Here is a 26,401-nt window from a genome sequence, read left to right on the forward strand (position 1 = left end):
CCAGGGCATTGCGGCCCGGAACTTGCCACGCCCCACCCGGGCGCCGCGGTCCGGCGGCGCCCTGTCGGGTTTCCGACACAGGCCTGCCGGACCCGCGAGGAGCCCCGTCCATGTCCGTCGCCGCCGCCGATCCCGACTTCGCCACCCGCCTCAACGCCTTCGACCTCGCCGCCCTGGTCTACGAGGACGGCATCGCCATCGACCGGCTGATGGTCGACTTCGCGCGCGGCCTGGCCGAAGCCGGACGGCGGGTCGGCGGAATCGCGCAATTGCCGCCCGGGCCGGCGACCGAGCCCGGCCAGGTCGACCTGATCGACCTGATGACCGGCGACATCCGCCCGCTCAAGCAGCGGCTCGGCCCGGGCGCGGCCTCCTGCACGCTCGACGGCAGCGCGCTTGCGGCCGCCTCGACCGGCATCCGCCGAGCGGTCGCGGCGCAGGTCGACCTGGTGGTGATCTCCAAATTCTCCAAGCAGGAGATTGCCGGCGGCGGGTTCCGCGCCGAATTCGCCGCCGCGGTCGAGGCCGGATTGCCGGTGCTGACCTCGGTCAAGCGCAGCCAGATCGGCGGCTGGCTGGCCTTCACGGGCGGGCTCGGAACCCTGCTCGACGGCCGCATGGACATTCTCGTCGACTGGTGGGCCGAGACCGAACGCCGGCGCGCAAAAACCCGCCATCGTCACGTTTCCTGAAGTCGGCGCTTCAAACCGCGGTCCGCCTGCCCCATATTCGCCTCAGACAGATCAGCGATGCGGGGTGGACATGGCAGGGTGCGGATGACGGTTGTGCTGATCGCCCTGCTGCCGATTCTCGGTGCCGTCCTGCCGCTGCTCGCCGCCCCCTCGGGCCGGTCGCGGTCAGCGGCGGTGACCTTCGCGGTGACCGCCGCCAGCCTGTTCCTGCTGCTCGCCCAGGCGCCCGCGGTGTTGGCCGGAACGCCGGTCGCCGGCGGCGGCGCCTGGCTGCCGGAGATCGGCCTCGGCTTCACCTTCCGCATCGACGGGCTCGGGCTGTTCTTCGCCGGCATCATCCTGACGATCGGCCTGCTGATCATCGTCTACGCCGCCTTCTATCTCGGCCGCGACGACGATCCGGGCCGCTTCTTCTGCTTTCTGCTTCTATTCCAGGGCGCGATGCTCGGGGTCGTCCTGTCGGACAACATCCTGCTGCTCGCCATCTTCTGGGAGCTGACCAGCCTGACCTCCTTCCTGCTGATCGGCTTCTGGCACCATCGGCCGGAAGGGCGGCAGGGCGCCCGCATGGCGCTGATCGTCACCGGCAGCGGCGGGTTGGCGCTCATCGCCGGCATGCTGCTGCTCGGGCAGGCCGCGGGCAGCTACGAACTGTCCGAGATTCTGACGCGCACCGATCAGGTCCGCGCCTCGCCGCTGTTCGGCCCGATCCTCGCCCTGGTGCTGGCCGGCGCCTTCACCAAGTCGGCCCAGTTCCCGGTCCATTTCTGGCTGCCGCATGCCATGGCGGCGCCGACCCCGGTCTCGGCCTATCTGCATTCGGCCACCATGGTGAAGGCCGGCCTGTTCCTGATGCTGCGGCTGTGGCCGCTCTTCGCCGGCACCGAGGCCTGGTTCCTGGTGGTGTCCGGCACCGGCCTCGCCACCATGGCGATCGCGGCGCGGATCGCGCTCGCCAAGGACGACCTGAAGGCGATCCTCGCCTATTCGACCGTCAGCCATCTCGGCCTGATCACCTTCCTGATCGGCCTCGGCACGCGCGCGGCCGTGGTCGCCGCCGTGTTCCACATCTTCAACCACGCCGCCTTCAAGGCCGCGCTGTTCATGACCGCCGGCATCGTCGACCACGAGACCGGCACGCGCGACATCCGCCGCCTCGGCGGCCTCGCCCGGCTGATGCCGGTGACGGCGGCGATCGGCACGGTCGCGGCCGCCGCCATGGCCGGCGTACCGCTTCTCAACGGCTTCCTCTCCAAGGAGATGATGCTGGAGGCCGCCGCCGACACGACCTATCTCGGCAATCCCTGGATCGTCGCGGCGCTGGCGACGCTGGCCGCGCTCTATTCGGTCGCCTATGCGCTGCGCTTCGTCCTTGCGACCTTCTATGGCCGCTCCCGCCTGGCGCCGGGCGCCCATCCGCACGATCCGCCGGCCGGCATGTGGCTGCCCGCCGCCCTGCTGGTCGTCCTGTCGGTCGCGGTCGGCCTGCTGCCGCAGGCCATCGCCGGCGATCTGGTCGCCGCGACCGCCGCCGCGGTGATCGGTCCCCAGGGGCCGGCACCGGAGGTCCATCTCGCGCTCTGGCATGGCGTCACGGCGGCGCTGCTGCTGAGCCTCGTCGCCTTCGTGGGCGGCTTTGCGCGCCATATGCTTGCCGGGTGGGTCGACCGGTTTTGGCCGCGCGATCCGATCCCCGACGCCAAGGCCCTGTTCGAGGCCATCCTGGCGCTGGCCATCCGCGCGGCGCGCTTCGCCACCGACCGGATCCATACCGGCACCCTGCAGCGCGCCCTGTCGGCGACCTTTCTCGCCATTCTGGTGGTCGGCGCTGCGGCCTTCGCCGGGGCCGGACATGCCGCCGGGACGCGCCCGCTGATGGCCGCCGATCCGGCGACTATCGCCGGCGTGCTCGTCCTCGCCGTCGCGACGCTGGCGGTTCCGCTGCTGCATCGCAACCGCCTGCTGGCGCTGATCCTGACCGCCGTTGCCGGCCTGGGCGTCTCGCTTCTGTTCCTGCGCTTCTCCGCGCCGGACCTGGCCCTGACCCAGATCGCCGTCGAGGTCGTCGCCGGTCTCCTGCTCCTGCTGGCGCTCAATCTCCTGCCCAAGACCTCCCCGGCGGAAACGAGCCGGCTACGCCCAATGCGCGACGCCGCGCTGGCCGGCCTCGGCGGGATCGCGGTCGCCGGCCTCGCCTATGCGGTCATGACGCGCGACGGCGCGAGCATCGCGGCCTTTCACCTGGCGCAATCCAAACCGCTCGGCGGCGGCACCAACGTCGTCAACGTGATCCTGGTCGACTTCCGCGGCTTCGATACCTTCGGCGAGATCATCGTGCTCGGCATCGCCGCGCTGGTCGTGGTCGCCCTGCTCGACACCGCCTTGCGCGGCCGGGCGGCACGCCGGCTCGACCGGATGCGCCGGCGGCCGGCCGGCGGCGACCGGCACCCGCTGCTGCTCGCCATGGCGACGCGCGTCCTGCTGCCGCTCGCGCTGGCGACCGGGCTGTTCATCTTCCTGCGCGGCCACAACCTGCCGGGCGGCGGCTTCGTCGCCGGCCTCGTCGTGGCGATCGCGGTCCTGATGCAGTCCATGGCCAACGGCTATGCCTGGACGGCCGGCCGGATGACAATCGACGCCCATGCGCTGATCGGCGCCGGCGTGCTGATCGCGGGCGCCACCGGCCTCGCCGCGCTCGCCTTCGGCGCCCCGTTCCTGACCTCATCCTTCGGGCATTTCCACCTGCCGCTGGTCGGCGACATCGAGCTCGCCTCGGCGATGGGATTCGATCTCGGCGTGTTCCTGACCGTGGTCGGCGTGGTGCTGCTGGCATTGTCGCGGATCGCCCGGATCGAGGCGCGTGCGGAAGACCGGCGGCCGGTGCGGGCGGCGATCGCCGAAGCCGCTACGGAAGAGGGCGGGCACTGACATGGAGATCCTCGTCGCCGCCGCCATCGGCCTGACCACCGCCACCGGCCTCACCATGATGCTGCGCGGCTCGACCTTCCCGGTCATCGTCGGGCTGACCTTCCTGTCCTATGCGGTCAACCTGTTCCTGTTCGCCATGGGGCGGCTCGCGGCCAACCGTGCGCCGATCGTCGGCACGGTGCCGGACCCGGTCGACCCCCTGCCGCAGGCCCTGGTACTGACCGCGATCGTGATCTCCTTCGGCATGACCGCGCTGATCGTCGTGCTCGCCCTGCGCGGCTTCCTGGAGACCGGCTCCGATGCCGTCGATCTCGATCGCGGCGATGCCGACGACGACGACGACCTTGCCGACGAGGCACCCGTTTCGGCGCCGGAGCCCGTTGCGGCGAGCGAACAGGCGAACCGCTTCTTCCGGGAGCCCCCCGCCCCCGCCTCTACCCCTGCCCTTGCCCGCTCCGCCGCGCCGGAGGGCCGCGCATGACCGGCCTGATCGTGCTGCCCATCCTGCTGCCGGCCCTGGTGGCGCCGTTCCTGATCCTGGCGCTCGGCTACGACCTGCGCGCCCAGCGCATCGCCTCGATCGGCGCGACGCTCCTGTTCCTGGCGCTCGCCGCGATGCTCTACGGCCTCGCCGGCGACGGCACGCCGCGCACCTACCGGCTCGGCGACTGGCCGGCGCCCTTCGGCATCGTGCTGGTGCTCGACCGGCTCGCCGCCACCATGCTGGTGCTCACGGGGGTGCTGGCGAGCGTGGTGGTGGTCCATGCCGCGGCCGGCTGGGACGCGCGCGGACGGCATTTCCACCCGCTGTTCCAGTTCCAGCTGATGGGCCTCGCCGGCGCCTTCCTGACCGGCGACGTGTTCAACCTGTTCGTGTTCTTCGAAGTGATGCTGATCGCCTCCTACGGGCTGATGCTGCATGGCGGCGGCGCGGAGCGGATGAAAGCCGGCTTCCAATATGTCGCTCTGAACCTGGTCGCCTCGACCCTGTTCCTGTTCGCGGTCGGGCTCCTCTATGCGGTCACCGGGACGCTCAACATCGCCGATCTCGCCGTCAAGGCGACCCAGGTGCCGGCCGGGGACCGCGCCCTGCTGACGGTCGGCGCCGCGCTGCTCGCCATGGTGTTCGCGCTGAAGGCCGCCGCCGTGCCGCTGCACTGGTGGCTGCCGGCCGCCTATCCGGCCGCGAGCGCGCCGGCCGCGGCCCTGTTCATGGTCATGACCAAGGTCGGCATCTATGCGCTGATCCGCGTCCACGGCCTCGCCTTCCCGGATCTCGCCGCCCCCTGGCTCACCGCCGCGGGCCTGCTGGGGCTGGCGATCGGAGCCATCGGCGCGCTGGCCGCCCGCCGGCTCGCCGAACTCGTCGCCTACGGGGTGGTCTGGTCGATGGGCGGCCTGCTGGTCGCGCTGGCCGTCATGGGCGCCGCGAGCGCCGTGGATTCCGCGGGCACCATGACCGGGTCCGGGGTCGCCGCCGGCACCGCCGTCCTCTACTATGCGGTCCATTCGACGCTCGCCGGCGCCGCGCTGTTCCTGCTCGCCGGCCTTGTCGCCGCCGCGCGCGGCAGCCTCGCCGACCGGCTGGTTCCCGGCGGCCCGCCGCTCGGCACCGGGCCGGCGCTCCTGTTTCTCCTGGCGGCGATCGGCTTCACCGGCCTGCCGCCGCTGTCCGGCTTCCTCGGCAAGGTGATGATCCTGCAGGCGACCGCCGGCGATCCGCATCGGGTGGCGATCTGGAGCCTGCTGATCGGGTCCGGCCTGCCGGTCATGATCGGTTTCGCACGCGCGGGCAGCACCCTCTTCTGGAAGACCGCCGGGGCGGAGGGCGTCGAGCCCGCCGCAACCGGCCCGGCCCGGGTCGAACCGCCCGGCCGGACCGGGCTCGCTACCGTCGCGCTTCTGGTGGCGGCCCTCGCAGGGCTGACCGTTCTGGCCGGCCCGATCACCGGTCACCTCGGTGCGACCGCACGCCAGATGGCCGACCGCGCCGGCACCGTCGAGGCCGTGCTCGGCGAGCCGGGCGGACGCGGCCGGGAGACGGCCCGATGATCGCGCGGCTGATCCCCCATCCGCTGCTGTCCCTCGCGGTAGCCTGCTTCTGGATCCTCCTGGAGAACCGGCTCACGGCCGGCACGGTCCTGCTCGGCGTCGTCCTCGGCCTCGTCCTGCCGCCCTTCACCCGGAGCTGGTGGCCGGACCGGCCGCGCCTCGCCAACCTGCCCGGCCTCGCCGCCTATGGGCTGATCGTGCTGTGGGACATCCTGGTCTCGAATGTCGAGGTGGCGCGTCTGATCCTGACCCGGCCGGAGGGCGAGCTCAAATCCCGCTTCGTCACCGTGCCGCTCGCCGTGACCGCCCCGGAGGCGATCGCGCTGCTCGCCTCGACCATCACCATGACGCCCGGCACGCTCAGCGCCGACCTCTCCGCCGACGGCCGCTCATTGCTGGTCCATGTCTTCCACACCGACGATCCGGACGCGACCGTCGCCGCCATCAAGACGCGCTACGAGCGCCGGCTCCTGGAGATCTTCCCATGATCGCGACCGCCGCCCTGATCGCCGCCGCCGCCGCCGGGCTCGGGCTCGGGCTCAATCTCTGGCGCCTGATCCGCGGTCCCGGCGCGGCCGACCGCATCCTGGCGCTCGACACCATGACGGTGAACGCCATCGCGCTGGTGCTGCTGCTCGGCCTCGCCTACGGCACCAAGCTCTATTTCGAGGCCGCGCTCCTGTTCGCCATGGTCGGCTTCCTGACCACGGTCGCCTTCTGCCGCTACCTGCTGCGCGGCAACATCATCGAATGAGCGGAGGATGCCGATGACCCTCGTCGCCGAAGCGTTCGCCGCCGCCCTGATCCTCGTCGGGGGCGCCTTCCTGCTGCTCGGATCCACCGCGCTCGCCAGGCTCCGCGACCCGCTGCGCCGCCTGCATGCCCCGACGCTCGCCGCCACGGTCGGCCTCGGCGCGATCCTGATCGCCTCGATGCTGGACTCCGGCCTGGTGCGGGCCGATCCGTCCTGGCACGAGTTGGCGATCGCGCTGTTCCTGTTCCTGACCGCCCCGGTCTCCGCACAGATGATCGCCAAGGTCCATCTGCTGGAGATCGACCCCGCCACCCTACCCGCGCCGCGCGAGGGCGGCGCCTGGGCGAGCCAGGCGCCGGAAGACGGGGTCGAGGATCGGGGCGGGCCGGAGGCGAGAGGATAGGCCGGATCGCCCGTCCGAGCCTGCGGCAGAACGCAAAACGCCGCCGATCCGGACCGTCTTGTCCCGTCGGCGGCGCCAAGATCGGATATCAGGGTGTCGGATCTCCGGGTGATTGCAAGTCCGGGCGTCGCCGGTCGGGCCGCCCGGACCGCCTCCGTCACTTCTCGACGAAGGCCTTCTCGATCACATAGTGGCCGGCTTCGCCCTGGTTGCCTTCGACGAAACCGAGGCCGGTCAGCATGGTGCGGGCGTCGGTGATCATCTCCGGGCTGCCGCACAGCATGACGCGATCGTTCTCGAGCGACAGGGGCGGCAGGCCGACATCCTCGCCGAGCTTGCCGGAGGCGAGCAGGTCGGTGATCCGGCCGCGGTTGCGGAACGGTTCGCGCGTAACGGTCGGATAGTAGACCAGCTGCTGGCTGACGAATTCGCCGATCAGCTCGTCGTTCGGCAGATCCTGCGTGATCGTCTCGCCATAGGCGAGCTCGGCGACCTGCCGGCAGCCGTGCACCAGCACGACCTTCTCGAAGCGCTCGTAGGTATCCGGATCGCGGATGATGCTCATGAACGGCGCCAGCCCAGTGCCGGTGCCGAGCAGATAGAGGTTCTTGCCCGGCAGCAGGTTGTCGATCACCAGCGTGCCGGTCGCCTTGCGGCTGACCAGGATCTGGTCGCCGACCGAAAGATCGCGCAGGCGCGAGGTCAGCGGACCGTTCGGCACCTTGATGGAAAAGAATTCCAGCGTGTCGGAATAGTTCGGGCTGACAACCGAATAGGCCCGCATCAGCGGCTTGCCGTTGACCGGAATGCCGATCATCGTGAACTCGCCGTTGCGGAACCGGAAGGAAGGGTTGCGCGTGGTGGTGAACGAGAACAGAGTGTCGGTCCAATGGTGGACGGAGAGGACCTGTTCTTCGTTGAAGGCGCTCATCTTTCGGCTCCGTGCGCACAGCCCGCAAGGGGCCGCTTGCGGGTCGCGAATTCGTTCGTATACTAACGATATAGCGCGGGTTTCGCGCCCTGTCGATGCGTGCAGATACGTGCTGCACCGCCGAAGGGCAAGTTCGGTAGAGCCTGGACAGACTTTCGTCGGGAGGACGCTTTGGCACATGACGCACCCGGGGGACCATCCGGTCCTACCAAGCTGGTCATCCGCAATATCGGCATGCTCCTGTCGGGCCGTTTGGAAGAACCGATCCTTGATGCCGACACGATCGTTGCGACAAACGGTCGCATCACGGCGATCGGCCGCGCCAAGGACTGCGACACCGACGGCGCGACCACGGTCATCGACGCGCATGGCTCGCCGGTCGCGCCGGGTCTGATCGACAGCCATGTGCATCCGGTCGCCGGCGACTGGACGCCGCGCCAGAGCCAGCTCAACTGGATCGACAGTTCGATGCATGGCGGCGTCACCACCATGATCTCGGCCGGCGAGGTGCACATGCCCGGCCGGCCGCGCGACATTGTCGGCCTGAAGGCCATGGCGATCACCGCGCAGCGCATCTACTCGTCCTTTCGCCCGGGCGGCGTGAAGCTGCATGCCGGCGCGCCGGTGATCGAGCACGGCATGACCGAGGCCGATTTCAAGGATCTCGCCGATGCCGGCGTCTCGCTCCTCGGCGAGATCGGCCTCGGCGGCGTCAAGGACGGCCCGACCGGCCGCAAGATGGTCGAGTGGGCGCGCAAATACGGCATCCAAAGCACCATCCACACCGGCGGCCCGTCGATCCCGGGCTCCGGCCTGATCGACAAGGACGTGGTGCTGGAATGCGATGCCGACATCGTCGGCCACATCAACGGCGGCCATACCGCGCTGCCGGACGACCAGATCCGCTGCATCTGCGAAGGCTGCCGCCGCGGCCTCGAACTGGTCCATAACGGCAACGAGCGCTCGGCGCTCTACACGCTGCGCACCGCCCGCGACATGGGCCAGCTGGAGCGCGTCATCCTCGGAACGGACGGGCCGGCCGGCTCGGGCGTACAGCCGCTCGGCATCTTGCGCATGGTCTCGATGCTGTCCGCGCTCGGCGACGTGCCCGCCGAACTCGCCTTCTGCTTTGCGACCGGCAACACCGCGCGCATGCGCAAGCTCGACTGCGGCATCATCGAGGTCGGCCGCACCGCCGATTTCGTGTTCCTCGACCGGCCGCAGCATTCCGCCGGCAAGAGCCTCCTGGAAGCCGTCCAGCTCGGCGACCTGCCCGGCATCGGCATGGTGGTCATCGACGGCCTCGTCCGCGCCGGCCGCAGCCGCAACACCCCGCCGGCCACGCTGGTGCCCGAGGTGGTGCACGGCTGAGCGGCGAAGCCAGCCGTGCAGAGCATCATCCGATCTGAAGGGGTCGGATGATGCTCTGCATGTATTTGTTTGCGCAAGCCTTCTCCGATCAGAGCGGGTCGCTCTATTCGGACCCTGCTCTAACGCAGGACGCTTGCGCCGTTCGGGCGCGAGCACCGCTGGAGCCTGAGACGGACGCCATCCGGGCGTCCCGATCGCCTCCATGGGGCCAATGCGGAGGGTCCGGCATGGCAACGGGCGAAGACCTGCGGCGCCTCGCACTGGCACTGCCCGGCACGGTGGAGGCCCCGCATGTCGACCGGCGCGCCTTCCGCGTCGCGCGCATCTACGTGACGCTTCACCCCGACGCCCTGACGGCCAATTTCAAGTTCACGCCGGAAGACCAGGCCCTCAAATGCCTGGTCGCCCCCGAGGCCTTCGCGCCGGTCCCGGGCGGCTGGGGCCGCATGGGCTGGACCACCGCGACCCTCGCCCACCTGACCGAAGCCGAGCTCGCCCTCGCCCTCGAAACCGCCTGGCGCGACGCCCAGCCAAAGCCGAAGCGGCGGTGACGGTCGAAGCGGGATCGACCGCCCCCGATCCGGGCCGGATCAGGCCTTGGCCCGCGCGAAGACGATCGGGGCGCCGCCGCCTTGCGGGATGGCGGCGAGGTTCTTGCGGCTGCGGACGATGCCGAAATCCTGTTCGATCCGGCGGAGTTCCTCGCCCGGCGTGACGCCCTCGCCGCGGACCAGGGCGATGTTCGGGCCCTTGCCGCCGGGGCGGGTGTGGACGACCGGGGTCTCGTCGACGATGGCGATCTTGCGGTCCGGATAGCCGATCAGCTTCGGGAACAGGAAATCGAGGCCCCAGGACGAGACGCTGCGGTCGAAATAGGGCCGGCAGATGCGGAAGGCGCGCTGCGACAGGCCGAGCGCCATGATCTCGGCGAAGTCGGTGAAGCGCAGGCGGTATTCGGGGCGCTGGCTGGTGATGCGGTGGTTGACGAAGGACCCCGGGCCGAGCGCCGGCTGGGCGATGTCGAGATCGTATTCGGCGACGATCGCGAAGAAGCGGTTGAGGGTCGGCAGGTCGGCGGCGAGATCGTCGTCGGGCAGCCAGATGAAGCGGTAGCGGTCGAGGCGAGCGCCGAGACCGGCGAGGCACGCGACCGTGCCGGTCGCCTTGCTGCCCTTATCGAAGGAGACCGTCACATCGGCAGGGCGATCCGGAAACGGGTCCGGCCTGTCGCCGAAATAGCTCAGATGCAGGTCCCAATTGCGCGTCTCGGGCGGGGCGCCCTCGAGCCAGCCGGGATGCAGGGATCGGTCTCCGGCGCGCAGGATGACCAGGACGGGACGGGCGGCAGGATCGATAGAGGACATGAAAGACGGCTCGCAAAATGGGCGCGGGACACGGCACGCAGCGGGCCGGACTCCAATTCGGCAAGCTTCTACAACATCTTCACGAGCAGGCGCAGCAGGGTCTTGCGCTCCTGTGCGGTCAGGTGCGCCAGCGTCTCCTCGGTGATGGCGGTGGCGACCGGGGCAGCGCGCTCGGCGAGGCGGCGGCCGTCCTCGGTCAGGCCGATGACCAGGCGGCGGGCATCGCCCGGGTCGGGCTCGCCTCTAACCAGGCCGCGGGCGGCGAGACGGTCGACGACGCCCTTGATGGTCGCCGCATCCATGGCCGTGTGCCGGCCGAGCAGGTTCTGCGACAGCGGCCCCTTTTCGGCGAGCTTGGCCATGGCGGCCCACTGGGTTGGCGTCAGGCCTTCGATCATGCGCTCGGCGAAGATCGTGGTATGCCGCTGGCTGACCTGCCGGAGCACGAAACCGACCTGGTCGTCGAGCCGATAGGCCGGCGTCGCCGCCTCGGCGGCTGCCTCCGGAACAGCCTCCGCCGGATCGCTCATGGGGCATTCCTCCGCGAGTCTTCTTGTCTGTCGCCCGGAGGTTAGCCGCTCGGCGCGCCGGCCGCCACAGCCCCGTCGTCGCGGGGATCATACCGCCACCGCGGGGGCACCGCCGCCCTTTCGGTGGCTGGACCGCCGAAGCCGTGGCGACAACGGCGCGGCGCGCGTCGGGGGCCTAACAGGTTGTTGAAAAAGGCTTTCAGGCCGGACTGTTTTCCATTTGGCGCGCAAACTGGAACGGGATTTCGCTCGTCAGACGAAACTTGGTTCCCAGTATCGCTTCATCAGGGAATGCGTTCCTGCCGAACGATGCCTGCAGTTGCTTTTTCAACAGCCTGCTAAGCTGCGCACCGCCCTCCTCGCCCTCGCTCTGGTACATCAACTGGAGGCAGAATAGGATCGCGCAATCACTCGGAGACGCTTGATGCAGATCGCACGGCGGAGGTTGTTTGTCGCGGGACTTCTAAGCTCCATGATTGCGTGGTTGGCCTCAGCACTGGCAAAAGGCCGCGCGTTCAAGGATGTGGGCGAGTTGCGAGCGGCTGTGATGGTGTCGTCCATGGCGACACAAGGCATCGGCAAGGTCCTCGCCGATCCAAACGATCGCGCAAAGTTCACCGCCGTGGTCAACGGTGAGACGTGCGTGTCTGACGTCACCAACCTCTTTGGTTATCTTTCAGCTTACCCCGATGAGAATGCGGATGAGGCGATCGCACGGTTTGTAAGGGCGATTCTGACCTGCCAGAAGGCGCCGATCAAAGACGACAGTATCGTGGCGATCATTCGCACGCGCGGCTATGTGGAAGAAACCAAGCGGTTGGGACTGAGTGTGCTCCATGAACCGATTGGTGCCGATCTGTTCGTCGTCTACATGGCCGATAAGCCCGACTCCATGTCGCCCCTGGATGCCAAGGACCCTCATAAACCCCTGAGAGACTTGAGGGTCGTGTCATTAGAGAATGTCCGGAAGTGGCTCCCCCATCTCATTGCTGACCGCAGTTTAGGCGTCGGGATTCTCTATTACGTCAATGGCAACACCATGCTCTCGCCGAGTCTCCTGCTGTTGGACGAGTTCTGGACATCGATCGCGGACCGTTTCCCGGGCGACGTGCTTTTTGCGATCCCGCGCAGGGATCAACTGTTCATTTTCGACGAAGCCGGCGCCTCGAAAAATGAAGAGGTTGCGCGCCGTCTGATCAAGTTGACGATCGACGACGGCTTCAACCTGCTTTCACCGCAGCTCTACGCGCGCCGTAACGGACGCATTGTGGCGGTGTCCAACTGATACGTCGGGAAATTTCAATGTCGGCGGCCAGCCCCCGGGGGCCTCATTGCCGGACCCCCGCTAGCCCGGATTTCTCACCGGTCCGGCTGCATCGGGGCCTCGATTGAGGTAAAACTTATTTTGCGAGAACAAGTTAGAACCATCGGGAGGTTGCTCCCCGATGTCCACGCAGTGTAGCTCGGACGAGATGGATTTCGGAAGAGCGAGCGGTCGGGCCGTGGTCGCCGCCTTCGACGGCGGGCTGGTGACATCGGACGCCGGAGCGCTGCTGCTTGGGGCGACGGACCGGGCGATCCGGCTCGTCGAGAGCTTCGCGGCCAGCTTCCGCGACAGCCGCGATCCGAACCTGGTCGAGCATTCGCTGACGAGCATCGTCGGGCAGCGGGTCTTCGGTCCGGCGCTGGGATACGAGGACCTGATCGACCACGACGATCTACGCCGCGACCCCGTGCTCGGCGCCGTCCTGGGCAAGCCGATCGGCGGCGCGTCGGGGGTGACAGGGAGCGGCCCGAAGCCGTTGGCGGGCAAGAGCACGCCCAACCGCCTCGAGCATGCGCCGGCCGGCGGGTTGGACACGCGCTACCACAAGATTCGCCATGACGGTGCGGCGATCGAGGCCCTGTTGGTCGATCTCTTCCTCGATGCCTTCGGCAATCAGCCGCCGCGCCGGATCGTGCTCTATCTCGACGCCACCGACGGCCCTCTGCACGGGCACCAGGAGGGGCGCTTCTTCCACGGCCACTACGACGGCTACTGCTATCTGCCCCTCTACGTCTTCTGCGGCCGGCATCTTCTCGCCGCCAAGCTGCGCCGCTCCAACATCAACGCCAGCGCCGGTGCAGAGACCGAGATCGCCCGGATCGTGGCCGGGATTCGCGCCCGCTGGCCGCGGGTGAGCATCCTGCTGCGGGCCGATTCCGGCTTCGCCCGCGAGACGCTGATGCTGTGGTGCGAGCAGAACCGCGTCGACTACGTCTTCGGGCTCGCCCGCAACGCCCGGCTCGAGGCGCGTATCGCCGGGGCTCTCGACGAGGCCCGCCGGCTGTCGCAGACCCGCGGCGGCGCACCCGCCCACGTGTTCCGCGACTTCCTGTGGACCACCAAGGACAGCTGGTCGCGCCAGCGCCGGGTGATCGCCAAGGCCGAATGGACCCGCGGCGAGGCCAATCCGCGTTTCCTCGTCACCTCCCTCGCCGACGACGACGCCATGGCGCGGCCCCTCTACGAGGACATCTACTGCGCCCGGGGCGAGATGGAGAACCGGATCAAGGAGTGTCAGGCCAACCTCTTCGCCGACCGCAGATCGACCGCGACCATGCGCGCCAACCAGCTGCGCCTGTGGTTCGCCTCCATGGCCTATGTGCTCGTCGCCACCCTGCGCCGCATCGGCCTCGCCCATACCGAACTCGCCACCGCCACCTGCGGCACGATCCGTCTGAGGCTCCTCAAGATCGGCGCCCTCGTCCGCATCTCCGCCCGCAGGATCAAGATCGCCAGGGCCTCCACCGCGCCGGCCGCCAACGCCTGGCGCCTCGCTGCGACACGCATCCACGCCGCCGCCCGCGCCTCACCCGCATGACACGCGATCACTGCGGCGCGAAACCACCCGCAGCAACGCCCTCCGGCCCACCGGGACCACAACACCGCCGTCCCCATCAATCCCGATCGATCCGCGCAACTCGCGCCACGGCCCGGCGCGCAAACTTGCCGAACAAGCCGAAAACATTGGCGGTCGCCGGAGACCGGTGAGAAATCCGGGCCAGCGCCCCCCGGTGCGTGGGCGCAAAAGCCTGTCATGGTGCCCTCAAATGGAATCCTATGTCGGACTCCTCAGTTTTGGTCAATCCGCTACACCGCCAGATAGGCGTCGCGGATGTCCGGGCGCGCCTCCAGCTCCGCCATGGTGCCGCCGAAGCGGATGCGGCCGCGTTCGATGATATAGGCGCGGTCGGAGATCAGCCGGGCGAAATGGAGATTCTGCTCGGAAACCAGGATCGACAGGCCCTCGTGCTTGAGGCGCACGATGGCGGCGGCCATGTCCTCGACGATGCGCGGGGCAAGCCCCTCGGAGGGTTCGTCGAGCAGGACCGCGGTGGGATTGCCCATCAGGGTGCGGGCGATGGTCAGCATCTGCTGTTCGCCGCCGCTCATCCGGCCGCCCGGCCGGCGGCGCATCTCGCCGAGATTGGGGAACAGCGCGAACAGCCGTTCCGGCGTCCAGGGCGTCAGGCCCGGCCGCGCCGGCCGGCGGCCGACCTCGAGATTCTCCTCCACCGTCAAATCGGTGAAGATGCGCCGGTCCTCGGGCACGAAGCCGAGGCCGAGGCGGGCGATCTCGTGGGTCGCCATGCGGCCGATCTCCTGCCCCTCGAAGCCGATGCGGCCGGAGCGGCGCGGCACCAGCCCGACCAGGGCGCGGAAGGTGGTCGACTTGCCGGCCCCGTTGCGGCCGAGCAGCGCGACCACCTCGCCGCGGCCGAGGTCCAGCGCGACGTGATCGAGGATCTGCGCCGGGCCGTACCAGGCGTCCAGATCGGCGACGGAGAGCACGCTCATGCCTCGCCTCCCGCAGCCGGGGCCGCAGCCTCGGTTTCGGCCGAGAAGGTCGAGCCGCCGCCGAGATAGACCTCGCGCACCTTGGGATCGTGCCGCACGGCGGCCGGGGAGCCCTCGGCGATCAAGCTGCCGCGGTCGAGCACCATGATCCGGTCGGCATGTTCGAAGACCACGTCCATGTCATGCTCGGTGAAGAGGACGCCCAGCCCGCGCTCGCGCGCGATCTCGGCCGTCAGCCGCATCAGGTCGATGCGCTCGGCCGGCGCCATGCCGGCGGTCGGCTCGTCCATCAGCAGAACCTTGGGGTCGTTGGAGAGCGCGACCGCCAATTCCAGCCGCTTCAGGTCGCCATAGGCGAGTTCGCCGCCGGGCCGCCCGGCCTGATCGGCGAGGCCGACCAGCGCGAGGAGCCGCTCCGCCTCGCTCCGCTTCAAGGCCCCGAGCGCGCCGGGGCGCCAGGCCAGCGCGGCATCGGCGGAGACCAGCGCCACCTGGACATTCTCGATCACCGTCATCGAGCCGAAGGTGGCGGTGATCTGGAAGGTGCGGCCGACGCCGAGCGCCCAGATGCGGCGCGGGTCGAGCCGGGTCGTGTCGCGCCCCAGGATGGTGATCCGGCCGCGATCGGGCTTGATCTGGCCGTGCAGCATGTTGAAGCAGGTGCTCTTGCCGGCGCCGTTCGGGCCGATCAGCGCCAGCATCTCGCCGGCCGCGAGCCGGAAGCTGACGCCGCGCACCGCATGCACGCCGCCATAGGATTTGTGGATGCCTTCGACATCGACCACCACCGTCATCGCGCGGCCTCCGTGGTTGACGATCCGGAAGTGCCGTCGCGGCGTGCGCCGGCCGGGCGGACGAGATCGGCGAGGCCGCCGAGACCCTTGGGCAGGAAGACGACCAGCACCACGATGATCGCGCCGAGCACGAGCTTGGAATAGTCGGTCTGGCTCATCAGCCAGATCGACAGCGCCTTGAAGGCGACCGCCCCGATCGCCGCGCCCGACACCGTCTCCAGCCCGCCGAGCAGCACCATGACCAGCCCGTCGACGGAGGTCGGGATGGCCAGCGCGTCGGGGAAGACGTTGCCCTTCAGGAAGGCGTAGAGCGCGCCGGCGAGCCCCGCCACCGCGCCGGCGACCGCGAAGGCGATCCATTGCGTCGACAGGCGGTCGATGCCGATCGCCTCGGCGCGCAGCGTCGAATCACGCACGGCGCGCAGCCGGTAGCCGAAGGGCGAGAAGGCGATGATGCGCAGGGCCGCGACCGAGACGGTCGCCACGGCAAGCGACAGCCAGTAGAAGGCCGCCGGCTTCGACGCCCAGGCCGATGGCCAGACGCCGAGGATGCCGTTGTCGCCGCCCGTCACCGCCACCCACTGGAAGGCGATCGACCAGGCGATCTGCGCGAAGGCAAGCGTCAGCATGGCGAAATAGACGCCCGACAGGCGAACGCAGAACCAGCCGAACAGGATGCCGCCGAGCCCGGCCAGGACCGGGCCGGCCAGGATGGCGGCCTCCATCGGCGCGCCGAGCCATTTCACAGCCAGTGCCGAGCCGTAGGAGCCGAGCCCGAAATAGGCGGCGTGTCCGAAAGAGGCGAGCCCGCCGACCGACATCAGGAACTGCAGGCTGGCCGCGAACACGACAAAGAGCAGGATTTCGGCCCCGACCGAGAGCAGGTAGGGGCCGGCGAAGGCCGGTGCCGCCGCCAGTGCGCAGACCAGGAGCGCGACCGCGATCCGACTCGTGCTGCCCAGCGGCTGCCAGGGCCGGATGGTCGCGCCGGGCGTCGTGCGCCGCGCCGCCTCCGGCCGGCCGAACAGGCCGAAAGGCCTGACCACCAGCACCACGGCCATGACCAGGAACACCACCACGATCGAGATCTTCGGGAAGATCAGGATGCCGAAGGCGTTGATCTCCGAGACGATCACGGCGGCCAGGAAGGCGCCCGGCACGCTGCCGAGCCCGCCGATCACGACGACCACGAAGACCTCGACGATGACGCGGAGATCCATCGAGTGGCTGACCGCCTCGCGCGGGATCTGCAGCGCGCCGCCGAGCCCGGCCAGGAAGACGCCGAGGGCGAAGACCGAGGTGAACAGCCATTTCTGGTCGACGCCGAGGGCGGCGACCATGTCGCGGTCCTGGGTCGCGGCGCGCACCAGGATGCCCCAGCGGGTGCGGTTGAACAGGAGCCAGAGCCCGCCGAGCACAACCGGGCCGGCGGCGACCAGGAACAGGTCGTAGGCCGGCACGCGCTGGCCGAGAATGGTGACCGCACCGGTGAAGCCGGGCGCGCGGCGGCCGAGCAGGTCTTCCGGACCCCAGCCGAGAATGACCAGATCCTGCACCATCAGCGTGACGCCGAAGGTGGCGAGCAGCTGGAACAGCTCCGGCGCCTTGTAGATGCGGCGCAAGAGCAGGATCTCGGTCGCCGCGCCGATCGCCGCCACGGCGACGGCGGCGGCGAACAGCCCGAACCAGAAGCCGAAGGCGCCGCCGAGCCGTTCGGTCAGGCTATAGGCCAGATAGGCGCCGATCATCGTGAAGGCGCCATGGGCGAAATTCACGATGCGGGTGACGCCGAAGATGATCGACAGCCCGCTGGCGATCAGGAACAGCGAAGCGGCGCTGGCGAGCCCGGTCAGGGCCTGGACGATCAGGAAGGCCAACGCATACGTCTCCCGATGGCGCCCGCGGCGGGCGTCTGACAAGGCTTGGATCGGCGGGGTAACAGGGACCGGCCCGATGGCCGGCCCCGATCGGGTTCGGGCAGGCTCAGTCGGCCGGGCGCAGCGCCTTGACCATGTCCTCGCTCGGCATGTAGGCGGCGCCGTCGCGATAGACGCTGTCGACCATGACGCCCTTGCCGTCCTTGACCGCCGTCTTGCCGACGAAGGCACCGAGGGTCGACTGCCCGTCGGAGGCGCGGAAGACGATCTTGCCGAAGGGGCTCGGAACCTCGAGGCCCTTGGCGGCGGCGACCATCTTGTCGGTATCGGTCGAGCCGGCCTTGGCGATGATCGCGGCGGCGGATTTCATGGTCATGTAGCCGACCAGGGAGCCGAGGCGCGGATAGTCGTTGTACTTGGCCTGATAGGCCTTCAGGAAGGCCGCATGCTCGGGCATCTTCACGTCGTACCAGGGATAGCCGGTGACGATCCAGCCGGCCGGGGTCTCGTCCTTGAGCGGGTCGATATATTCAGGCTCACCGGTGAGGAAGCTGACCACGGCGCGCTTCTCGAACAGGCCGCGGGTATTGCCCTCGCGCACCAGCTTGACCAGGTCCGGACCGAAGGTGACGTTGAGGATCGCCTCCGGCTCGGCGGCGGCGATCGCCTGCACGACGGCGCCGGCCTCGATCTTGCCCTGGGTCGGCCACTGCTCGGCAACCCACTGGATGTCCGGACGCTTCTTGGACAGGAGGTCCTTGAAGACCGCGACGGCGGACTGGCCGTATTCGTAGTTGGGCGCGATGGTGGCCCATTTCTTGGCCGGCAGCTTGGCGGCCTCCTCGGCCAGCATCGCCGCCTGCGCATAGTTCTGCGGACGCAGGCGCAGGACGTATTTGTGGCCCTTGGCCAGCGTCACCGCGTCGGTCAGCGGCTCGGCGGCCAGGAACAGCACCTTCTTCTGCTTGGCGAAGTCGGAGACGGCCAGGCCGATATGGGAGAAGAAGGTGCCGGTCAGCATGACCACCTGGTCGGAGGAGACCAGTTCGTTGGCGGCCGTCACGGCGTCGGCGGGCTTGCCGCCGTCGTCCTTGGAGACGACCTCGAACTTCTTGCCGAGCACGCCGCCGGCGGCGTTGATCTCCTCGACGGCGAGCTGCCAGCCCTTGCGATAGGGCTCGGTGAAGGCCGGCAGACCCGAATAGCTGTTGATCTCGCCGATCTTGATCGTCTGCGCCGCCGCAAAGGAGGCGGTGGCGGCCATGAAGGCACCGCCGAGGGCGCCCGCGAGGACCATTCTGCGTCCGATTCCCGTCTGCATGATCGAGCACTCCCTGTTGACTGATCCCGGTCCGTCCAGGCGCCGAACGCCCCGTGTCGTCACGCCCATAGGCGCGTCAACGCAGGCCGTCCTCGCCCTTGATCTCGTGTTTGGTCAGGCCGCCGACCCGCGGCAGCGGCCGGCCGCCGTCGGTCACCGCCACGGCGACGACGATCTCGCGGGCGCGCGGCGCGTCGGCGATGCGGATCTCGACGCCGTCGAAATGGCTGCGCACATAGGCGGCGTCCTTGTGGCCGAGCGGCACGTCCAGCACCGTGCCCGGCCCGCCGCGCTTCTTCGACGAGGGGATCAGTGCGGCGCCCTTGCCGAGCACCTTGCGCACCGGCGTGCCCATCTTCGGATGCAGCAGGGCCGCGGCATGTTCCAGTTCGCCGTCCTCGCCGACGCAGGCGGCCTTGCCGTAACCCTCCGCCTGGTCGCCCGGAATGCCGAGCGCGGCGACGCACCGCGCCGCCAGCAGCCCGCCGAGCTCCTCGCCGATGGCGATCAGCTCGGACAGATCCTCCTGATAGACGCCCGCAAAGGGATTCTCGATCACCGCCGCCGCCACCGCGCGGCGAACCGGCGGCGAGACGTCCCGGCCCATCTCGGTCAGCGTCTCGTCGAGCTGGACCACCAGCTTGCGGATCTTCGCGCTCATCGGAGGCCGTCCTCGCCCTTGATGTCGGAGGCCTTGAGGCCGCCGACGCGGGCATGGACCCGTGCGCCGGTGGTCATGACCAGCGCGAGCACCAGTTCGTCGGCGCGCGGGCCGTCGGCCAGACCGACCTCCATGGCGTCGAAATGGCTGCGCACATAGGAGGCGTTGATATGCGTGACCGGAATGTCGAGCCGCGTGCCGGGGCCGCCGACCTTCTTGGTCGACGGCACGATCGCCTTGGCGTCGCCGAGCACCGCCCGCATGGCATAGCCGCCCGGCACGTGCCACAGCGCGCCATGCTCCAGCTCGCCGGCCTGGCCGACGATGGCACCCTTGCCATAGCCCTGGATCGCCTTCGGATCGCCGCCCAGTGCCGCGACCAGCCGCTCGGCCATGTCGATGCCGAGCGGGTTCAGCACCTCCATGAAGAAGGCGATGTCCTCGTGATAGCGCCCGGCGAAGGGGTTGCGGATCACCGACAGGGCGGCGGCACGCTTCGGCGGTTCTGCCGCCACCGGTCCGCCCTCGTGGAAAATCTCTTCCACGGTCAGCACACGCTTGCGCAATTCGATCCCGGTCATCGGGGTCCTTCCTCCACGGGCCTAGTGGTTTGATCGAGACGGATGGTACCCATCCGTCTCGTGAATCCAAACCACTAACTCTTTGACGACGTGGTCAATTCAATCTGACATTTGCGGGACGCAAATGTCAGATTGAATTGACCACTAGGGCGCCGTCCGGTCCAGACGGCATGTCCCGACAGCATTTTGTCAATCCCCGGAATGGCCGTCACCGGCGCATGCCCGGCATCCTGCGCCGGCAGGACGCCGAATTCGCCCGCCACCCGCACCCGTCCGGCCAGCTGCAGCGCCGCCCCGACGATCAGCCCGTCGCCGATCAGCCGGTCGGCCTCCCGCCGTCCGGCCGCCAGCGCCCGCTCGATCTCGGCCGCTTCGAGAGGTCCGACCGCGACCGTCACCAGCCGGTCGCCGAGATCGCTGTCGGGCTGCAGGTCGCGGGCCCGGCGGCGGGCGATCGCGCCGTGGCCGGGCAGGTCGACCGCATTGGCCACGACGGTCGCGGCCGCATCCGCCGCCGCCGCCGTGCCGGCCAGGATGGTGACCGCATCGGAGATGCCGAGCGAGAAGGAGCGCCCGCGCCAGCCGGAGGTGGCGATGCCGCGCGCCGGATCCGCCGCCCGGATGGTCGCCGATCCGACCAGGGTCGGGCGATCGGGGCGGTCGATCAGGCCGGCGGCGAGGTGCGTGCCCGGCGCCAGATGCAGGGCGATGTCGCCGCCATTGTTGACATGGGCGCGGTCGAGCGGGGCCGCGGCCGTCATGGCGGCGAGGATTTCCTCGGCCACCGCGCCGGCCACCGCCGCCATCGGGGTGATGAAGGCATGCGCCGCATGCGGCAGTACCGCCGCCCACATGCGCCGCGCCACGACGCCGTCCGGCGGCCGGTCCGGCGCGGCCGCGGCGCGGAGGAGAGCGAGTTCGGCGCAAAGTTCGTCGAGGAGGCCTTCGAAGCGCGCCGCCGACGCCCGGTAGGCCGCAGCGACCGCCTCGCGCGCGCCGTCCGCGCCGATCACGAGATCGATCGGCCCGTCCTGCAGATGCAGCCGACGCCCGTCCGGCAGCAGCCGCGCGACCATCCGCGGACGGGACGCCGTTGCGGGCGGATGCGACGCAGGCTGTCGGATCGCGGAGACGGCGCTCATGAAGTGCCCCCGCCGCCCGACGGCCCGAACGGCCAGGGATTGTCGGAGATCGGCGCGACCAGGCGACGGCCTTGCGGCGTGTCGGCTTGCGCCAGGCGGCGGACATGGTCCATGTGGCCGCCGAGTGCCTGATAGTCGGCGAGCGTCATGGTGAATTCGATCGGCGCGACCAGGGCCGGCGTCGGCACGTAGCCGAAGGCATTCGACGGCATCCGGGTCACGTCGACCATGAAGGTGATGCCGCCGCCGGGCCAGACATAGGCCGGCGCCCCGCCGCAGGTGACGCGGGTCAGCGCCTGCTTGACCGAATGGGTCAGGCGGACCGGATTCTCGGTGACGCCGGAGCGCAGCGAGCCGCCGGCACCGCCCATGAACAGGACCGTCGACAGGGCCGGCTCGCAATTCTCCGCGATGCGCTCGGCGACGGCGGCGAGCGGGGCCGGGATCGCGTGCTCGATCGGGCGCAGCGCCTCGTCGAGCACGAAATAGGCGGCATGCTCGCCGGTGGTCGAGACCATGAACAGGGTCAGGCCGGGCCGCGCGCCCTTCTTCGGGTCGAAGGCGCCGAGGATCGCGAGCGGATCGTCGAGATTGGTGCCGCCCCAGCCGGTGCCGGGCTCGGCGACCTGAAAATAGCGCCCGGGCGTCGAACGCCGGCCCTTCATGCGGATGCCGGTATCGGGGATGCCGAGCAGCTTGCCGGCCTGATGCTCGGACAGGACGCCGGTGATGTGGTCGTCGACCACCACCACCTCGTCCGCGAGGCCGAGCCATTGCTTGGCGAACATGCCGATCGTGGCCGAGCCGCAGCCGACCCGCATGCGCGTCTCCGGCACGCCGTTGACGATCGGCGCCTTGCCGGCCTCCACGATCACGGTCGAACCGCCGTCGATGGCGAGCTCGACAGGCAAGCCATTGCTCAGCGTCAGGAGCGCGTCGCAGGTGACCTTGCCCTCGCGCTTGGAGCCGCCGGTCAGGTGGTGGACGCCGCCGAGCGACAGCATCTGAGAGCCGTATTCGCCGGTGGTGACATGGCCGATCGCCTCGCCGTCGGCGCGGACCATCGCCTGTTCGGGGCCGAGCCAGCGGTCGGTGTCGATCTTCACCTTGACGCCGCAATAGCTGAAGATGCCCTCGGTCACGACCGTGACCATGTCGACGCCGTCGACCTCGGAGGCGACGATGAACGGCGCGGGCTTGTAGTCCGGATAGGTGGTGCCGGCGCCGATGGCGGTGACGAAGGTCGTCGCCTCGCCGAGCAGGCGCCCGTCCCACTCCGCCTCGCGGCCGAGGAAGGGCACGAACTCCCCGCCGGCCGACAGGGTCCGGTCGATCAGGACATGGGGATCGACGCGGATCAGCTCGCCGGCCGCATTGGCGTAGCGGTCGCAGGCGCCGGTCATGCCGTCCTTGATGATGCACATCACCGGACAGGCGTCGCAGCGGATCTTGCCCGCCTCGCCCGCCGCCGCCGCCTTGCCGCCGGCCGTCTCGGCGGTCTCGCTCGCCACGACGCTCATGCTTCCCCTCCCAGACGGGCGAGACCGGCCCGGATGCGGTCGGGTGTCGCCGGCACGCGGGTGACGCGCAGGCCGGTCGCGTGGTGGATGGCGTTCAGGATCGCCGGCGCGGTCGGGATCAGCGCCTGCTCGCCGACGCCCTTGGCGCCGTAGGGACCGGCCGGGGCGCCGTCCTCGATCAGTATGGTGGTCACCGGCGGCACGTCGCCGACGGTCGGGATCAGGTAGTCGTGCAGGTTCTCGCCGCGCCCGGGGACGAACTCCTCCATCAGGGCGAGGCCGATGCCTTGCGCGATGCCGCCCTCGACCTGGCCCTCGATCAGCAGCGGGTTGACCGCGCGGCCGACATCATGGGCGGCGGTGACATGCAGCACCCGGACGGTGCCGAGCGCCACGTCGATCTCGATCTCGGCGAGATGGGCGCCGAAGCCGTAGACCGCATAGGGGTCGCCCTGCCCGTTCGCGTCGAGCGGGCTGGTCGGCGGGTCGAAGGTTTCCTCCGCCGCCAGCACGTAGCCGTGGCGGTCGACGGCGAGACCGGCGAGATCGATCTCGCGCCGCGCCTCGCCGTCTTCGACAGTCACCCGGCCGGCGCCGCACACGATGGCGGCTTCCGGCCCGGCATTGGCGAGGCGCAGGATCGCGGCGCGCAGAGCCCGGCCGGCCTGTTCGGCCGCCTTCCCGGTGACGAAGGTCTGGCGCGAGGCCGAGGTCTTGCCGCAATCGGGCGTCAGGTCGGTGTCGGCGGAGACGAGGTCGAGCGCCGCCAAGTCGACGCCGAGCGCCTCCGCGGCGATCTGGGCGATCACCGTGTTGGAGCCCTGGCCGATATCGACCGCGCCCTGATGCAGCGCGATGCGGCCGTCCGGCTTGAGGCCGATGCGGATGGTCGAGGGGTTCGACATCGAGGTGTTGCCGCAGCCGTACCACATGCCGGCGACGCCCGCGCCGCGCCGCAGCGTGCCGGTCGCCGCCGCATTGAAGGCCTCGGCCGCCGCGCGCGCCCGTGCCCAATCGGGCCGCAGCGCCTCCAGGCAGGCGCGCATGCCGGCGCCGGCGCCGAGCACCTGGCCGGTCGCGGTCGGCGTTTTGGCGGTCAGCGCGTTGAGGATGCGGAACTCGAGCGGGTCGAGGCCGAGGCCGAGCGCGAGATCGTCGAACAGCTGCTCCTGCGCCACCGCCATCTGCGGCACGCCGAATCCGCGGAAGGCGCCGGCCGGCACCGAATGGGTCAGGATCGCCCGCGCCTCGGCCCGGTAGGCCGGCACGAAATAGGGGCCGGAGGCATGCACGGGCACGCGGTTGGCGACCGTCGGCCCCCAGGACGCATAGGCGCCGGTGTCGAAATCGCCCGAAAAGTCGATCGCGGTCAGTCGCCCGTCGCGGGTCGCGCCGACCGTCACGGCGAGCCGGCCCGGATGGCGCTTGGTGGTGGTCATGATCGATTCCGGGCGGGAATAGACCATGCCGACCGGCCGGCCGAGCCGCCAGGCCGCGACCGCGATGAAGGGCTGCACCGAGAGATCGAGCTTGGAACCGAAGCCGCCGCCGACCGCAGTCGGCAGGATGCGCACCTGTTCGGGCGCGATGCCGAGGATCAGCGCGACATCGTCGCGGTCCATATAGGGCGCCTGGGTGCAGGCGGCGATCTCGATGCGGTCGCCGACCCGGCGGGCGAATCCGGCCTCCGGCTCGATATAGGCATGCTCGACGAAACCGGTCGTGAAGCTTCCGGAGACGGTCAGATCGGCCGTGGCCAGCCCGGCCGCGACATCGCCCTTGGCGACGCGCCCGCGCACCAGCACATTGCCGGGCCGGTTGGCCTGGACCAGGGCCGCGCCCTCGGCGAGCGCGGCATCGAGGCCGATCAGCGCGTCGAGAGGCTCCCAGGCGACCGGAAAGCCGGCAAGATCGAGCGCCTCGATCGCCGCCCGGTCGCCGACCACGGCCGCGACCGCCTCGCCGCGGAAGCGGACCTCGCCGGTGGCGAAGACCGGCTGGTCGGCAAAAGCCGGGATCACGCCATAGAGATTGCGGCCGGGCACGTCGACGGCGGTCAGCACGGCAACGACGCCCGGATGCGCCGCACGCCAAGCGTCGAGATCGCCGAGCGTGAAGCGGGCGCGATGGTGCGGCGAGCGGATCGCGCGCAGGAGCAGCGTGCCGGCCGGCCAGCCATCCGCGCCGTAGCGCTCGGTGCCGTCGACCTTCGGCGCGCCGTCGAGCCGCGGCACGCGCCGGCCGACGATGCCGCCGTCGAACGCGGTCGGCTCCGCGCTTTCCGGCCTGGCGGCGGCCAGCACCGCCTCGACGATCTTGCCGTAGCCGGTACAGCGACAGAGCACGCCGCCGAGCGCGTCGCGTACGCCGTCTGCATCGGGCACCGGAGTCCGGTCCAAATAGGCGGCGGCGGCGACCAGCATGCCGGGCGTGCAGATGCCGCATTGGGCCGCGCCCCTCGCCAGCATCGCGGCCTTCAGCGCCGCGCCCGAGCGCGTGCCGGCCTCGATGCCCTCGACCGTCACCACCGCGCGGCCGGCCACCTGGCCGAAGGCGGTCAGGCAGGCACAGACCGGTTCGCCGTCGACGAGGACCGTGCAGGCGCCGCAATCGCCGGCATTGCAGCCGATCTTGGTGCCCTCGCAACCGACCTGGTCGCGCAGCACGGCGGAGAGCCGCGCGCCCGGATCGGCGGCGATGCGGCAGGGCTCGCCGTTGAGCGTCAGGGCGAGGGCGGCGGGCTGATCAAGCACGGGCGGCCTCCCAGGCCTGCAGGATGGCGCGGCCGACCAGTTCGCGGGCGGCGTCGAGGCGGTACGCGGCGCTGGCGCGCACGTCGTCGATCGGCGACAGCCCGTTGAGATCGGCCGCCGCGACCAGATCGGCCGGAACATGGCCGACCGGATCCATGCCGATCAGGCGCGCCTCGAGCCCGCCGAGCCGCATTGCGGCCGCCGAGGCGGCCCCGACTGCGACCCGCGCGGCGGCGATGCGGCCGTCCGGGCCGGGCGCCAGCACGACCGCGACCATGACGATGGAAATGACCATGTAGCGCCGCGCGCCGAGCTTCAGGAAGGCGGACCCGCCCGCCTCCAGTGTGCGCGGGATCAATACGGCCGACAGGATCTCGTCGCGCGCCCGCGCGGTGCGGCGGTTGCCGAGCACGAAATCGCCGATGGACAGGCGGCGCACACCGTTCGGGCCGGAGAGCTCGACCGAAGCATCGAGCGCCAGCAGCGGCGGCACGCCGTCGGCGGCCGGCGAGGCATTGCACAGATTGCCGCCGATGGTGCCGGAATTCTGAATCTGGATCGAGCCGACCTCGCGTGCGGCCGCCTGCAGGGCCGCGAACCCACGCGGCAAGGACGCTCGGGCGATCTCGCTCCAGCGGCTTCCCGCGCCGATCCGGATGGTATCAGCCCCGAATGCGATGCCTTGCAGTTCGGCGCAACGGGTGAGATCGATCAGGGATGCCGGCGCCGGCCGGTCGACCAGGGCCGGAAAGACATCCGTCCCGCCGGCAACCAGCATGCCGCCTTCGTCCGCGAGAAGGCGGACCGCTTCCTGCAACGAGGTCGGCTGCCAGAACATCCGCGCCCTCCCGGAATGCCGGCAGGAGCCGTCGCCCGCCCGATCATT

General features: G+C 70.0%; 23 protein-coding genes and 1 pseudogene. 11 read left to right on the top strand and 13 right to left on the bottom strand.

What is annotated here, in order from left to right; genetic code table 11:
- The first annotated feature begins 110 nt into the window (after nucleotides 1–110).
- From KL771_RS03690 to KL771_RS03720, 7 genes and pseudogenes are all read left to right on the top strand, one after another.
- A complete protein-coding gene (locus tag KL771_RS03690; RefSeq protein ID WP_261967214.1) occupies nucleotides 111–692 on the top strand; it encodes a DUF2478 domain-containing protein in 582 nt (193 codons plus the stop codon).
- Nucleotides 693–776: 84 nt separating this feature from the next.
- Nucleotides 777–3,620 carry a monovalent cation/H+ antiporter subunit A gene (locus tag KL771_RS03695; protein ID WP_261967626.1) on the top strand — a complete coding sequence of 948 codons (2,844 nt, stop codon included), beginning with the start codon at nucleotides 777–779 and terminating at the stop codon, nucleotides 3,618–3,620.
- A 1-nt stretch (nucleotide 3,621) separates the two neighbouring features.
- Nucleotides 3,622–3,930: pseudogene (locus tag KL771_RS03700) on the top strand (Na+/H+ antiporter subunit C); the annotation flags it as partial.
- Between the two features lie 167 nt (nucleotides 3,931–4,097).
- Nucleotides 4,098–5,672: a monovalent cation/H+ antiporter subunit D gene (locus KL771_RS03705; protein WP_261967215.1), complete on the top strand. Its 1,575-nt coding sequence runs from the start codon at nucleotides 4,098–4,100 to the stop codon at nucleotides 5,670–5,672.
- Entirely contained in the window at nucleotides 5,669–6,160 is a 492-nt protein-coding gene (locus KL771_RS03710; RefSeq protein ID WP_261967216.1) for a Na+/H+ antiporter subunit E, read from the top strand. The genes KL771_RS03705 and KL771_RS03710 overlap by 4 nt, the downstream gene beginning before the upstream one ends.
- Nucleotides 6,157–6,426 (top strand): K+/H+ antiporter subunit F, encoded by a 270-nt coding sequence (locus tag KL771_RS03715; protein WP_261967217.1) that lies wholly within the window; start codon nucleotides 6,157–6,159, stop codon nucleotides 6,424–6,426. The genes KL771_RS03710 and KL771_RS03715 overlap by 4 nt, the downstream gene beginning before the upstream one ends.
- Nucleotides 6,427–6,439: 13 nt before the next feature.
- Complete coding sequence (locus tag KL771_RS03720; RefSeq protein ID WP_261967218.1) at nucleotides 6,440–6,829, top strand: cation:proton antiporter; 390 nt, start codon at nucleotides 6,440–6,442, stop codon at nucleotides 6,827–6,829.
- Between the two features lie 157 nt (nucleotides 6,830–6,986).
- Here the strand turns inward: KL771_RS03720 and KL771_RS03725 are convergent, their stop codons facing one another.
- Complete coding sequence (locus tag KL771_RS03725) at nucleotides 6,987–7,760, bottom strand: ferredoxin--NADP reductase (protein WP_261967219.1); 774 nt, start codon at nucleotides 7,758–7,760, stop codon at nucleotides 6,987–6,989.
- Between the two features lie 171 nt (nucleotides 7,761–7,931).
- Between KL771_RS03725 and KL771_RS03730 the strand changes: the two genes are divergently transcribed.
- Together KL771_RS03730 and KL771_RS03735 are read left to right on the top strand one after the other, a co-directional pair.
- Entirely contained in the window at nucleotides 7,932–9,131 is a 1,200-nt protein-coding gene (locus tag KL771_RS03730) for an amidohydrolase family protein (protein ID WP_261967220.1), read from the top strand.
- Nucleotides 9,132–9,358: 227 nt separating this feature from the next.
- Nucleotides 9,359–9,682 carry an MmcQ/YjbR family DNA-binding protein gene (locus tag KL771_RS03735; protein WP_261967221.1) on the top strand — a complete coding sequence of 108 codons (324 nt, stop codon included), beginning with the start codon at nucleotides 9,359–9,361 and terminating at the stop codon, nucleotides 9,680–9,682.
- 39 nt (nucleotides 9,683–9,721) lie between these two features.
- Here KL771_RS03735 and KL771_RS03740 read toward each other — a convergent pair whose 3' ends face one another.
- A complete protein-coding gene (locus tag KL771_RS03740) occupies nucleotides 9,722–10,495 on the bottom strand; it encodes a DUF707 domain-containing protein (protein WP_261967222.1) in 774 nt (257 codons plus the stop codon).
- Nucleotides 10,496–10,563: 68 nt separating this feature from the next.
- The gene (locus KL771_RS03745) at nucleotides 10,564–11,025 is read right to left on the bottom strand and encodes a MarR family winged helix-turn-helix transcriptional regulator (protein ID WP_261967223.1); all 462 of its coding nucleotides are present in this window, start codon (nucleotides 11,023–11,025) and stop codon (nucleotides 10,564–10,566) included.
- 424 nt (nucleotides 11,026–11,449) lie between these two features.
- Here KL771_RS03745 and KL771_RS03750 point away from each other — a divergent pair, with 424 nt between their 5' ends.
- Complete coding sequence (locus KL771_RS03750) at nucleotides 11,450–12,310, top strand: DUF1444 family protein (RefSeq protein WP_261967224.1); 861 nt, start codon at nucleotides 11,450–11,452, stop codon at nucleotides 12,308–12,310.
- Between the two features lie 160 nt (nucleotides 12,311–12,470).
- Complete coding sequence (locus KL771_RS03755) at nucleotides 12,471–13,889, top strand: IS1380 family transposase (protein ID WP_261967225.1); 1,419 nt, start codon at nucleotides 12,471–12,473, stop codon at nucleotides 13,887–13,889.
- 269 nt (nucleotides 13,890–14,158) lie between these two features.
- Here the strand turns inward: KL771_RS03755 and KL771_RS03760 are convergent, their stop codons facing one another.
- From KL771_RS03760 to KL771_RS03805, 10 genes are all read right to left on the bottom strand, one after another.
- Nucleotides 14,159–14,866, bottom strand: a complete 708-nt coding sequence (locus KL771_RS03760) for an ABC transporter ATP-binding protein (protein WP_261967226.1) — start codon at nucleotides 14,864–14,866, stop codon at nucleotides 14,159–14,161.
- On the bottom strand, nucleotides 14,863–15,660 hold the full coding sequence (locus KL771_RS03765) for an ABC transporter ATP-binding protein (RefSeq protein ID WP_261967227.1): 798 nt from the start codon (nucleotides 15,658–15,660) through the stop codon (nucleotides 14,863–14,865). Before KL771_RS03765 ends, KL771_RS03760 begins: the two co-directional genes overlap by 4 nt.
- Nucleotides 15,657–17,537: an ABC transporter permease gene (locus KL771_RS03770; protein ID WP_261967228.1), complete on the bottom strand. Its 1,881-nt coding sequence runs from the start codon at nucleotides 17,535–17,537 to the stop codon at nucleotides 15,657–15,659. Before KL771_RS03770 ends, KL771_RS03765 begins: the two co-directional genes overlap by 4 nt.
- 106 nt (nucleotides 17,538–17,643) lie before the next feature.
- The gene (locus KL771_RS03775) at nucleotides 17,644–18,834 is read right to left on the bottom strand and encodes an ABC transporter substrate-binding protein (protein WP_390866522.1); all 1,191 of its coding nucleotides are present in this window, start codon (nucleotides 18,832–18,834) and stop codon (nucleotides 17,644–17,646) included.
- A gap of 100 nt (nucleotides 18,835–18,934) precedes the next feature.
- On the bottom strand, nucleotides 18,935–19,519 hold the full coding sequence (locus KL771_RS03780; protein WP_261967229.1) for an amino acid synthesis family protein: 585 nt from the start codon (nucleotides 19,517–19,519) through the stop codon (nucleotides 18,935–18,937).
- Nucleotides 19,516–20,100: an amino acid synthesis family protein gene (locus KL771_RS03785; protein WP_261967230.1), complete on the bottom strand. Its 585-nt coding sequence runs from the start codon at nucleotides 20,098–20,100 to the stop codon at nucleotides 19,516–19,518. Before KL771_RS03785 ends, KL771_RS03780 begins: the two co-directional genes overlap by 4 nt.
- A gap of 74 nt (nucleotides 20,101–20,174) precedes the next feature.
- On the bottom strand, nucleotides 20,175–21,176 hold the full coding sequence (locus KL771_RS03790) for a UPF0280 family protein (protein ID WP_261967628.1): 1,002 nt from the start codon (nucleotides 21,174–21,176) through the stop codon (nucleotides 20,175–20,177).
- 62 nt (nucleotides 21,177–21,238) lie between these two features.
- Nucleotides 21,239–22,762, bottom strand: coding sequence for a 6-hydroxynicotinate reductase (locus tag KL771_RS03795; RefSeq protein WP_390866523.1), 1,524 nt, complete (start codon nucleotides 22,760–22,762; stop codon nucleotides 21,239–21,241).
- Entirely contained in the window at nucleotides 22,759–25,515 is a 2,757-nt protein-coding gene (locus tag KL771_RS03800; protein WP_261967231.1) for a molybdopterin-dependent oxidoreductase, read from the bottom strand. The genes KL771_RS03795 and KL771_RS03800 overlap by 4 nt, the downstream gene beginning before the upstream one ends.
- Nucleotides 25,508–26,353 (bottom strand): FAD binding domain-containing protein, encoded by an 846-nt coding sequence (locus KL771_RS03805; protein WP_261967232.1) that lies wholly within the window; start codon nucleotides 26,351–26,353, stop codon nucleotides 25,508–25,510. The genes KL771_RS03800 and KL771_RS03805 overlap by 8 nt, the downstream gene beginning before the upstream one ends.
- Between the last annotated feature and the right edge of the window lie 48 nt (nucleotides 26,354–26,401).

The sequence above is a fragment of the Prosthecodimorpha staleyi genome (assembly GCF_018729455.1).
GTDB classification, from domain to species: domain Bacteria; phylum Pseudomonadota; class Alphaproteobacteria; order Rhizobiales; family Ancalomicrobiaceae; genus Prosthecodimorpha; species Prosthecodimorpha staleyi.

What these genes read in the sequence shown, in the direction of transcription:
- KL771_RS03795 (WP_390866523.1), bottom strand. Translation starts at nt 22,762, where the DNA reads ATGAGCGTCGTGGCGAGCGAGACCGCCGAGACGGCCGGCGGCAAGGCG.
- KL771_RS03720 (WP_261967218.1), top strand. Translation starts at nt 6,440, where the DNA reads ATGACCCTCGTCGCCGAAGCGTTCGCCGCCGCCCTGATCCTCGTCGGG.
- KL771_RS03755 (WP_261967225.1), top strand. Translation starts at nt 12,471, where the DNA reads ATGTCCACGCAGTGTAGCTCGGACGAGATGGATTTCGGAAGAGCGAGC.
- KL771_RS03715 (WP_261967217.1), top strand. Translation starts at nt 6,157, where the DNA reads ATGATCGCGACCGCCGCCCTGATCGCCGCCGCCGCCGCCGGGCTCGGG.
- KL771_RS03705 (WP_261967215.1), top strand. Translation starts at nt 4,098, where the DNA reads ATGACCGGCCTGATCGTGCTGCCCATCCTGCTGCCGGCCCTGGTGGCG.
- KL771_RS03710 (WP_261967216.1), top strand. Translation starts at nt 5,669, where the DNA reads ATGATCGCGCGGCTGATCCCCCATCCGCTGCTGTCCCTCGCGGTAGCC.
- KL771_RS03725 (WP_261967219.1), bottom strand. Translation starts at nt 7,760, where the DNA reads ATGAGCGCCTTCAACGAAGAACAGGTCCTCTCCGTCCACCATTGGACC.
- KL771_RS03780 (WP_261967229.1), bottom strand. Translation starts at nt 19,519, where the DNA reads ATGAGCGCGAAGATCCGCAAGCTGGTGGTCCAGCTCGACGAGACGCTG.
- KL771_RS03695 (WP_261967626.1), top strand. Translation starts at nt 777, where the DNA reads ATGACGGTTGTGCTGATCGCCCTGCTGCCGATTCTCGGTGCCGTCCTG.
- KL771_RS03750 (WP_261967224.1), top strand. Translation starts at nt 11,450, where the DNA reads ATGCAGATCGCACGGCGGAGGTTGTTTGTCGCGGGACTTCTAAGCTCC.
- KL771_RS03690 (WP_261967214.1), top strand. Translation starts at nt 111, where the DNA reads ATGTCCGTCGCCGCCGCCGATCCCGACTTCGCCACCCGCCTCAACGCC.
- KL771_RS03785 (WP_261967230.1), bottom strand. Translation starts at nt 20,100, where the DNA reads ATGACCGGGATCGAATTGCGCAAGCGTGTGCTGACCGTGGAAGAGATT.
- KL771_RS03760 (WP_261967226.1), bottom strand. Translation starts at nt 14,866, where the DNA reads ATGAGCGTGCTCTCCGTCGCCGATCTGGACGCCTGGTACGGCCCGGCG.
- KL771_RS03790 (WP_261967628.1), bottom strand. Translation starts at nt 21,176, where the DNA reads ATGGTCGCGCGGCTGCTGCCGGACGGGCGTCGGCTGCATCTGCAGGAC.
- KL771_RS03775 (WP_390866522.1), bottom strand. Translation starts at nt 18,834, where the DNA reads ATGGTCCTCGCGGGCGCCCTCGGCGGTGCCTTCATGGCCGCCACCGCC.
- KL771_RS03805 (WP_261967232.1), bottom strand. Translation starts at nt 26,353, where the DNA reads ATGTTCTGGCAGCCGACCTCGTTGCAGGAAGCGGTCCGCCTTCTCGCG.
- KL771_RS03765 (WP_261967227.1), bottom strand. Translation starts at nt 15,660, where the DNA reads ATGACGGTGGTGGTCGATGTCGAAGGCATCCACAAATCCTATGGCGGC.
- KL771_RS03740 (WP_261967222.1), bottom strand. Translation starts at nt 10,495, where the DNA reads ATGTCCTCTATCGATCCTGCCGCCCGTCCCGTCCTGGTCATCCTGCGC.
- KL771_RS03735 (WP_261967221.1), top strand. Translation starts at nt 9,359, where the DNA reads ATGGCAACGGGCGAAGACCTGCGGCGCCTCGCACTGGCACTGCCCGGC.
- KL771_RS03745 (WP_261967223.1), bottom strand. Translation starts at nt 11,025, where the DNA reads ATGAGCGATCCGGCGGAGGCTGTTCCGGAGGCAGCCGCCGAGGCGGCG.